This is a genomic window from Halomonas sp. RT37 (assembly GCF_040070525.1).
Lineage (GTDB): Bacteria > Pseudomonadota > Gammaproteobacteria > Pseudomonadales > Halomonadaceae > Halomonas > Halomonas litopenaei.
The window spans coordinates 2,954,160-2,963,374 of sequence record NZ_CP098827.1; the positions used below are offsets into that span (position 1 = coordinate 2,954,160).

Consider the following 9,215-nt stretch of genomic DNA (forward strand, 5'->3'; position numbering starts at 1 on the left):
GTGGAGGGCCATCGCCCATGAGCGAGCCAAGCGACTCTTTGCTCCGCGAGATACTGCTGGAGCAGAAGCGAACCAACGAGCTACTGGCCCTGCTGATCCAAGCCCTGGCCGACGAGGCTGACCCCGACGATCCCCCTACCACCTACCTGGATGGCACGCCTGCGAGGTGACCATGAAGGAACGCCCCTGGCGCCGCCTGTACAACACCAAAGCATGGTATCGACTCCGCGCTGCACAGCTGCGAGACGAGCCGCTGTGTCGCTTGTGCCAGCAGATGGGGAGAGTCACCGCCGCCGGCATCGCCGACCACATCATCCCGCACAAGGGTGACGAGGCATTGTTCTATGACCCCGGCAATCTCCAGAGCCTGTGCAAACACTGCCATGACAGTGCAAAGCAGAGCCAAGAGAAGACGGGGCAACTGCCAGGATGCGGAGAGGACGGATGGCCGCTCGACCCTGGTCACCACTGGATGAAGTGAGGAAGCAGATGGACAAGTCAAAAGTAGCCGCAGCCTTCAACCGCTGGATGGATGAGTACATGAACGACCCGGATGCCTTCGAGGACATCACAGCGACTGTACTGCGTCACCAGAAGGAGAAGGAGGATGGGTCCGAGCCTACCTATGGCGACGACTGTGCAGCCCTTCTGGAGCACTACATGAGCGATTGAGACGGGAGGGGGAGGGTCGAAAGTTCCCAGCAAGGTACAGAAGACCGCCGCCGAAGTCTTCTTTCATCGCTAACCCAGTTTTTCTCATATTTAGGCTTGACAACATGACGAAAAGTAACCGCCGCAAGCGTAGCGACAGCGCGGCTGCCGCTCAGTCGGCGGTTGCGTCAGCGGCGGCCGGAATCATCGAGCCGCCGAAGCACGTTCACCTGCCGACAGCGGCCCGGCCGTTCTGGGACGCCATCATGCAGACCCGCGCCGCCGACTCGTGGACGCCTGGCGATCTGGTGCTGGCTGCCCATCTGGCCAGGGTGAACGCCGACATCGAGCATTACACCAAGGTGGCTGAGGATGAGACGCGCCTGATGGCCGACCAGGCCGGTGTGTCGAAGATCCATCCAGTCCACAAGATCCTGACCGACCTTTCCGCGCAGGCGCTGTCCCTATCCCGCTCTCTGCAAATCCATGCCCGGGCTACTCAGGGCGAATCACGCGACCAGAAGAAACGCAACGGGCTGCATGCCGAGGCGCAACGAACCATGAGCGCTGCCGACGACCTGATTGCGCGACCAATGCACTGAGACGGTATTATGAATAGCAGTTGATGCGACGGCCTGAGCGCGATGAATGCCTGGCGTAACGCTTCAGTACTCTCAGGTTCAAAGTATAGGTGGCGCGATGAGCGAATGGATACTGGCAAGCGAAAGGCGGCCTTACAGCAAACCTGGCACGTGGTCAGAGCCGGTTATCGCACTTACATGGAGCGGGGACATCTTCAAACTCTCCTGCATGGGTGATTATTGGCAGCGCCCGGCTGCAATGGATGAGGGCGACAGTGTCCTAGCATGGATGCCGATACCGCCGATGCCATAATCGCCGCATATGAAACCATAGAGCCCCGCCACTGAGCGGGGTTTTTGATGCCCGGAGCATGTATGACACGTGGCGAAAGAGTCATAGCGTTCATTGAAGCGCTCTGCCGCGTGCCAGAAGGCAAGCTGATAGGCCAGCCGATCAACCTGGCCGACTTCCAGAAGCGCTTCATCCTCGATGTTTACGACAACCCAGTCGGCACCACAGACGGTTACCTGAGCATCGCCCGCAAGAACGGCAAGACGGGCCTGATTGCCGGCATCCTGCTGGCCCACCTGGTCGGCCCCGAGGCCAAGCAGAACAGCCAGATCGTGTCGGGCGCTATGAGCCGCGAGCAGGCGGGTATCGTGTTCAACCTGGCGTGCAAGATGGTCCAGCTTGAGCCCCGGCTGACCGAGATCGTCCACATCGTGCCGAGCGGCAAAAAGCTTATCGGTCTGCCCTGCAACGTCGAGTACAAGGCACTGGCCGCCGAGGGCAAGACCACTCACGGCCTCTCTCCGATCCTCGCAATACTCGATGAGGTCGGCCAGGTGCGAGGCCCGCAGGATGATTTCATCGACGCGATAACGACCGCCCAGGGCGCCCACGACGCACCGCTCCTGCTGGCAATCAGCACGCAGGCAGCCACCGACGCCGACCTCCTCTCTGTGTGGCTGGATGACGCCGAGCGCTCTGGCGATCCCCATATCGTCAGTCACGTCTATGCGGCGCCCAAGGATGCCGAGCTGGACGACGAGGCAGCCTGGAAGGCGGCCAACCCGGCGCTTGATCTTTTCCGCTCCAGGGCGGACATGGAGAAGCAGGCCTCCCGCGCCAAGCGGATGCCGTCAGCCGAGAACACTTTCCGAAACTTGAACCTGAACCAGCGTGTGTCGACGGTCTCGCCCTTCGTATCCCCAGATGCCTGGAAGGCATGCGGTGGTGACCCCGAGCGTCTCGAGGGCCTTGTCGCCTACTCAGGCCTGGACCTGTCAGCTCGAACCGACTTGACCGCTTGCGTGATCGTGGGCCGGGACGCCGACGGCGTGGCTCACGTCTGGCCCTACTTCTGGACGCCGGAGAAAGGGCTTTACGAGCGAGCCAAGACCGACCGAGTGCCCTACGACGCCTGGGTTCGAGACGGATGGCTACGCACCACGCCGGGCGCAACGGTGGACTACTCGTTTGTGGCCGCCGAGATGGCCGAGATCATGGCCGACCTCGACGTCGAGCTGGTGGCCTTCGACCGGTGGCGCATCGACGTCTTCAAGAAGGACGCCGAGCATCTCGGCATGGAGTTCCCGCTGGCCCCCTTCGGCCAGGGCTTCAAAGACATGAGCCCTGCCCTGGACATCCTCGAGGCCGATCTACTCAACGGCCGCATCCGGCACGGTAACCACCCGGTGCTGACGATGTGCGCCGCCAACGCGGTGGTCACGAAAGACGCCGCGGGAAACCGCAAGCTCGACAAACACAAGGCGACCGGCCGCATCGACGGCATGGTGGCCTTGGCCATGGCCCTGGGCTGCGCAGGACACGCCGAGGAAGCCGACGACATTGCCGACTTTCTAATGGACCCGATCATCGCATGAAGACTCAAGTGAAAAAGCCGGGCCGTGTGAGAGCGGCACTGCTCAACTGGCTAGGCGCGCCCATCGGCCTCAAAGACGACGCATTCTGGTCGGCATGGGCATCGTCAGCCAACACGGCGGGGCAGCAGGTCAACGAGAATACCGTGATGTCTCTCTCGGCTGCCTGGGCTTGCACGCGCCTCGTATCAGAGGCCGTGGCCACCCTACCCCTCCACCTTTACGAGAGAACCCCTGACGGTCGCCGGCGGGCGGTTGATCACCCTCTGTACTCGATCTTAAACCGTAGCCCTAATGCCGACTCGACATCCGCAACGTACTGGGAGGCCAATACAGCGGCCATCCTCTTGCGCGGCAACGGGTTCAGCGAGAAGCAGTTATTCAACGGCCGCATGGTTGGTTTGAAGTTCCTGGCACCGCACCGGCTTGGCAGTCGGAAGAAGGCCAACGGTGACATCCAGATTCTCTACACCGAGGAAAACGGCCAGCAGCGCGAGATTCTGGAGCGGAACCTATTCCATATCCCTGGATTCTCGCTGGACGGGAAGTGGGGCCTTTCGACTATCCAGTATGGTGCGGCCGTCTTCGGCAGCGCCCTGGCAGCGAGCAACGCAGCGAACGGGACATTCGAGCGAGGCCTGGCGCCCACGGTGGCTTTCACCATGGAGCACGTGCTCAAGAAGGAACAGCGCGAGGAGTTCAGGGAAAACCTCAAGGACGTTTCCGGTGCTCTCAACGCCGGCAAGTCTCCGCTGCTTGAGGGCGGCATGAAGGCCGAGACGATCGGCATCAAGCCAAGCGATGCGCAGCTACTGGAGTCTCGATCATTCAGTGTCGAGGAAGTCTGCCGCTGGTTCCGTGTCGACCCGTCGATGGTTGGGCACGGCAACAAGGATTCCAACTGGGGCACCGGCCTCGAACAAAAGCTGATCGGCTTCCTGACGTTCACGCTTCGGCCCTGGCTGACTCGGATTGAGCAGGCCATTAACAAGCACCTGCTGTCTCCCCAGGATCAGCGGCGCTTCTATGCCGAGTTCTCTATCGAGGGCCTGCTTCGAGCCGACAGCCAGGCCCGCTCGCAGTTCTACTCGGTCATGGTGAACAACGGGATCATGACCCGGGACGAAGTTCGCCAACTTGAAAACCTTCCCACCATGAGTGGCAACGCCGACGTCCTGACGGTGCAGACGGCCATGGCGCCTCTGGACAGCCTGGGGCAAGCAACCGACGGCGATACAGCTCGAGCGGCAATGGCCGCCTGGCTGAACAACGAAAGCAACTGACCTTCGGAGCAACCGATGACGATCAAGAATCTTCCGGCAGCGCCGGAGGCGCGCCCGCGCGCGGGCGTTCAATGCGACCTGTCGCCCAAAGCACTTGAGGCCTGGAACCCAGGCCTGCATGCCGCCACGAGCGATTCCGCCAACACCATCAGCATCTATGACCCGATCGGTGCCGACTTCTTCGGCGAGGGTGTCACGGCGAAGCGAGTCGCCGGCGCCTTGCGCAACATGGACCCGACTGCCGAGGTCACCGTCAACATCAACTCACCTGGTGGCGATGTTTTCGAAGGCTTGGCCATCTACAACCTTCTGCGCGAGCACAAGGGCCGGGTGCTGGTGAACGTCATGGGCCTGGCCGCATCGGCCGCTTCGTTCATCGCCATGGCCGGTGACGAGATCCGCATTGGTCGCGCCGCGTTCTTCATGGTCCACAACGCTTGGATCGTGGCGATGGGCAACCGCAACGACCTGCGAGAGCTGGCCGAATGGCTGGAGCCCTTCGACAGCACCATCGCTGACATCTACGCGGCCCGCACCGGCATCCCCCTCGACACCATCACCAGCCAGCTCGACGCCGAAACCTGGATTGGTGGACGAGAGGCTGTCGATGCCGGATGGGCTGAGGCGTTTCTCGACTCGGATGCCGTTGAAGAAGACACCGCTCAGAACGGATACCGCATGGCCGCCAAGGCTGTCGACGTCGCCCTGGCCAAGGCCGGCATGCCCCGCTCTCAACGCCGAGAGCTGGTCAATGAATTGAAGTCCAGCACGCCAAGCGCTGCTGGCGGTGGTACGCCCAGCGCTACCGCGACCGACACGCCCAGCGCTGTCGCAATCGACGCAGAGCCCCTGCGTATCACCTTTGACTTCCCGCAAGGAAACTAAATCATGCCAGTCAACATCGAGCAGGAATACAAGCAGGTCCAGAACGACCTGAAGAACGTGAGCGACCAGCTCAAGGCCTTCGCCGAGGAATCCCAGACCGCTATCAAGAATCACCAGCAGCTGTCCGAGGAGACCAAGGGCAAGGTCGACCAGATGCTGACCACCCAGGGCGAGCTGAATGCCCGCCTGCAGGCTGCCGAGCAGGCCCTGGCCAACAACGACTCCGGCCGCGCTGGCCGAGTGCTCACCCTGGGCGCTCGCGTCGCAGAGTCGGACGAGTTCGCCGCCAAGGCGTCAGCGCTCGCTGGTGGTGGCAAAGGCTCGTTCAGCGTCCCGATCCAGAACGCGATCACCGAAGCTGATGGCTCCGGTGCCGATCTAATCGAGCCGACCCGGGTGCCCGGCGTCGTGGCGCCCCCGAATCAGCGGCTGTTCATTCGCGACCTGCTGAACTGGGGCCGCACTCAGTCCAACTCCATCGAGTACGTCCGCGAGACAGGCTTCACCAACAGCGCCGACGTCGTGTCGGAAAACCCCTCCGGCGGCAAGCCTGAGTCCGACATCACCTTCGAGATGGACAGTGAGAATGTGGCGACCATCGCCCACTGGATCCACGCCTCTCGCCAGGTCCTGTCCGATGCCGGCATGCTCCAGAGCTACATCGACGGCCGCCTGCGCTACGGCCTCAAGCTCAAGGAAGAAACCCAGCTGCTCAAGGGCTCCGGCGTTGGTCTGAACATCAACGGCCTGTACACCCAGGCAAGCCAGTACTCCAACCCCGGCGTCGAGGTCGAGAGCGACACCATGATCGACCGCCTGCGCATCGCCATGCTGCAAGTCCAGCTGGCCGAGTACGCGGCTGACGGTCTGGTGCTGAACCCGATCGACTGGACCAGCATCGAGCTGACCAAGGACAGCCAGGGCCGCTACATCTGGGCCAACCCCAATGCCGTCAACGGCCCGACCCTGTGGGGCCTGCCGGTCGTCACCACCCAGTCCCTGGATCAAAGCGAGTTCCTGACTGGCGCGTTCCAGATGGGTGCCCAGGCATGGGACCGCGAAGATGCCACGGTCACCATCTCCACCGAAGACCGGGACAACTTCATCAAGAACATGGTCACCATCCTCTGCGAGGAGCGCATCGCGCTGACCGTGTACCGTCCCGAGGCGTTCGTGAAGGGCGATTTCGTCCTGTCCAGCGGCGCCTGATCGGCTGAATAGGCTGAACCGCGGGGGCCTACGGGCCCCCGCTTCTGTGAGGGATATTTGATGCCAACCGTTGAAGCACTTACCGGTTTCGATCATGGCGGCTCGCGCCGGCGTGGCACTCGTTTCCCGGTCTCCGATCATGCCGCCAAGCAGATGGCACGCGCCGGCCTGGTGCGGATTGTCGAGGACCGCCCCAAGAAGGCCGATGGCGCGAAGTCGTCTGCATCGCCAGCGGCCCAAGCCTCACCGCAGACGACTGCGAAGCCGTCAAAGCGTGGCGGCAGTCCTCGGAAGACCGAGGCGTCATCGTAACGAATACCACCTACCAGCTCTGCCCGTGGGCAGACGTGGTCTACGCCATGGACAGAGCGTGGTGGAAAACCTATCTGGACGATGTGCGGCTCACATTCCGGGGCGACAGGCTGAGCAGCGCCCGGTCGATCAATGGTGTTGAGACCGTTCGCTTCTATCAGGGCGGCAACTCCGGTGCCGGCGCCATGAGTCTGGCCGAACACTTCGGCGCTCGCCGCATCATCCTGTTGGGGTACGACTGTGGCTACGCCGGTGACGGCAAGCGCCACTGGCATGGCGACCACCCCAAGGGGCTGGGCAATGCGGTGTCGATGCCCAAATGGGCGGCACAGTTCGCTGACATGGCCGGCCACCTGGGCAACTGCAAGATCGTCAACGCCTCTCGCAGGTCCGCGCTGAAGCTGTGGCCTCGCCAGCGACTCGACCAAGCCCTGGAGGGCGCATGACCCGTATCGTCTGTGTACTGCGCTCAGGCGGCGAATACGGCACCCAGCACGTCCAGTGGCTCGCCCGCCAGGTCGACATGCTCCAGTGCCTGAGCGACGTACCAGTGCCTGGGGTGCCGCACATACCGCTCCAGCACGACTGGCCGGGATGGTGGGCCAAGCTCGAACTGTTCAGGCCCGACCTGCCCGGCGACCTGTTGTATCTCGACCTGGATACGGTGGTGCTGGGTGATCTTGGTCCGCTGATCGACGCCACCGGCGGCAAGACCACCATGCTGTCCGACTTCTACAAGCCGGACCTTCCAGCCAGCGGCCTGATGTACATCGCGCAGCGGGACAAGGCGGCGGTCTGGAATGAGTGGATCAGAGGTCCGCAGCACCATATGCGCCGGTGCCGGACGCCTCGCCGCTGGGGTGACCAAGGGTTTCTTGCCAGCGTTCTTCGCCCCCAGCGTTGGCAAGACATCGCGCCGGGCCGAGTCGTGAGCTACAAGGCGCACTGCCGATCAGGCCTACCCGCCACCGCCGACGTCGTCTGTTTTCACGGCACGCCCCGTCCATGGGCAGCCAAAGCTGATTGGATACCGCCATGCTGATCCCGCTCGAGACCATCAAGATTCACCTGCGCTTGGACACGGCGCCCGATGCCGTGCTGGACCCCGAGCTCGAGCGTCTGCACGACGCCGCGGTCGACTATGCGTCGCAGTACCTTGGTCGACCCATTCCCTGGGATGACGAAGACACTAGCAGCAGCGAAGCGGTGTTCCCCAAGAGTGTCGAGCAGGCGATCTTGATCCTGATCGGAGAATTCTTCGAGAACCGCGAGCAGCATGTCACCGGCACAATCGTTCAGGAAATTCCAACAGTGACGCGCCTCCTCCACTTCTACCGCATCGGCCTGGGGGTGTGACATGCGTATCGGCAAGCTCCGTCACCGCGTCCGCCTGGAGCGGCCGGCCCGCACGCAAGACCCCGCGACAGGCGAGATGATCGACGGCTGGGAGCTGGTGGCGACCCTGTGGGCAAGCGTCGAGCCGCTTTCAGCCAGAGAGTTTATCGCGGCCATGTCGACGCAAAGCGAGGTGACGGCGCGCATCCTGATCCGCCACCGCGACGACATCGCCCCGGACATGCGCATTGTTCACCGCGGCAAGGTCTACAACATCCAGGGCGTTCTGCCAGATCCGAAAAGCGGACTGCATTACTTGACCATCCCGGTTTCTGAGGGCGTCAACGATGGCTGATCTGTCGTTCAACCTCTCTGGCGTCGATGAGGCGCTGGCGAAGATGAAGCAGGTGGAGACCCTGCCGAAGAAAAAGGCGACGCGGTTTGCCCTGCGCAAGGCGGCGAACCTGGTTCGTGATCGCGCCAAGGATGGAGCACTTCGGATTGACGACCCACAGACCGCCAACAGCATTGCCGAAAACGTGGTGGTCCGGTTCGATAGCCAGCACTTCCGACAGCACGGCGATCTGAAAATGAGTGTCGGTGTCCGCGGCGGCTCGACGTCGAAGGCCAAGAACGCCAACAACCCTGGCGGGGACACGTACTACTGGCGTTTCCACGAATTCGGCACTGAGAAGATGCGCGCCGATCCCTTCATGCGACCAGCACTGCAGGAATCAATCGAGCCGGCAACGGATGAGTTCCTACGCCAGTTCGACAAGGCCCTGGTCAGGGCAATCAAGCGGGCCAGCCGCTAACACGGAGTCAATAATCATGATCACCCCAGGCGCATCAGGGCCCGCCGTCGGCCATTACCAAATCACGCCGAGCGACACCGAAGCCCTTCATCCACTCCCTCGGGCGCTGTTCGCGCTGACCGATGGCCAGGTGGCGATCAAGGCTGCGATTGGTGATACGGCAATCACCTACCCCGTAGCGGCCGGCCAGGTCTACCCCATCCGCGCAGCCTATGTGCTGGAGACCGGAACCACCGCGACACTCGCGGCGTGGTGGTGAC

Annotated in this window: 14 protein-coding genes; all 14 read left to right on the forward strand. The window is 62.6% G+C overall.

What is annotated here, in order from left to right; genetic code table 11:
- The first annotated feature begins 17 nt into the window (after positions 1 to 17).
- The 14 genes from NFG58_RS12750 (at position 18) to NFG58_RS12815 (ending at position 9,214) form a co-directional block, all read left to right on the forward strand.
- Positions 18 to 170, forward strand: a complete 153-nt coding sequence (locus tag NFG58_RS12750; protein WP_289105843.1) for a hypothetical protein — start codon at positions 18 to 20, stop codon at positions 168 to 170.
- A gap of 2 nt (positions 171 to 172) precedes the next feature.
- The gene (locus tag NFG58_RS12755) at positions 173 to 481 is read left to right on the forward strand and encodes an HNH endonuclease (protein ID WP_348826645.1); all 309 of its coding nucleotides are present in this window, start codon (positions 173 to 175) and stop codon (positions 479 to 481) included.
- 8 nt (positions 482 to 489) lie between these two features.
- Complete coding sequence (locus NFG58_RS12760) at positions 490 to 672, forward strand: hypothetical protein (protein ID WP_348826646.1); 183 nt, start codon at positions 490 to 492, stop codon at positions 670 to 672.
- A 104-nt stretch (positions 673 to 776) separates the two neighbouring features.
- The gene (locus NFG58_RS12765) at positions 777 to 1,253 is read left to right on the forward strand and encodes a hypothetical protein (RefSeq protein WP_348826647.1); all 477 of its coding nucleotides are present in this window, start codon (positions 777 to 779) and stop codon (positions 1,251 to 1,253) included.
- A 354-nt stretch (positions 1,254 to 1,607) separates the two neighbouring features.
- Complete coding sequence (locus tag NFG58_RS12770; protein WP_348826648.1) at positions 1,608 to 3,119, forward strand: terminase TerL endonuclease subunit; 1,512 nt, start codon at positions 1,608 to 1,610, stop codon at positions 3,117 to 3,119.
- Complete coding sequence (locus NFG58_RS12775; protein WP_348826649.1) at positions 3,116 to 4,399, forward strand: phage portal protein; 1,284 nt, start codon at positions 3,116 to 3,118, stop codon at positions 4,397 to 4,399. The genes NFG58_RS12770 and NFG58_RS12775 overlap by 4 nt, the downstream gene beginning before the upstream one ends.
- A gap of 15 nt (positions 4,400 to 4,414) precedes the next feature.
- Positions 4,415 to 5,284 (forward strand): head maturation protease, ClpP-related, encoded by an 870-nt coding sequence (locus NFG58_RS12780; RefSeq protein WP_348826650.1) that lies wholly within the window; start codon positions 4,415 to 4,417, stop codon positions 5,282 to 5,284.
- A gap of 3 nt (positions 5,285 to 5,287) precedes the next feature.
- A complete protein-coding gene (locus NFG58_RS12785; protein WP_348826651.1) occupies positions 5,288 to 6,493 on the forward strand; it encodes a phage major capsid protein in 1,206 nt (401 codons plus the stop codon).
- Between the two features lie 359 nt (positions 6,494 to 6,852).
- Positions 6,853 to 7,251 (forward strand): hypothetical protein, encoded by a 399-nt coding sequence (locus NFG58_RS12790; RefSeq protein WP_348826652.1) that lies wholly within the window; start codon positions 6,853 to 6,855, stop codon positions 7,249 to 7,251.
- Entirely contained in the window at positions 7,248 to 7,847 is a 600-nt protein-coding gene (locus NFG58_RS12795) for a hypothetical protein (RefSeq protein ID WP_348826653.1), read from the forward strand. The genes NFG58_RS12790 and NFG58_RS12795 overlap by 4 nt, the downstream gene beginning before the upstream one ends.
- Positions 7,841 to 8,161, forward strand: coding sequence for a head-tail connector protein (locus tag NFG58_RS12800; RefSeq protein ID WP_348826654.1), 321 nt, complete (start codon positions 7,841 to 7,843; stop codon positions 8,159 to 8,161). The genes NFG58_RS12795 and NFG58_RS12800 overlap by 7 nt, the downstream gene beginning before the upstream one ends.
- A 1-nt stretch (position 8,162) precedes the next feature.
- Entirely contained in the window at positions 8,163 to 8,495 is a 333-nt protein-coding gene (locus NFG58_RS12805) for a phage head closure protein (RefSeq protein ID WP_348826655.1), read from the forward strand.
- A complete protein-coding gene (locus NFG58_RS12810) occupies positions 8,488 to 8,955 on the forward strand; it encodes an HK97-gp10 family putative phage morphogenesis protein (RefSeq protein WP_348826656.1) in 468 nt (155 codons plus the stop codon). The genes NFG58_RS12805 and NFG58_RS12810 overlap by 8 nt, the downstream gene beginning before the upstream one ends.
- Before the next feature lie 16 nt (positions 8,956 to 8,971).
- The gene (locus NFG58_RS12815) at positions 8,972 to 9,214 is read left to right on the forward strand and encodes a hypothetical protein (protein ID WP_222569764.1); all 243 of its coding nucleotides are present in this window, start codon (positions 8,972 to 8,974) and stop codon (positions 9,212 to 9,214) included.
- Position 9,215 lies beyond the last annotated feature (1 nt).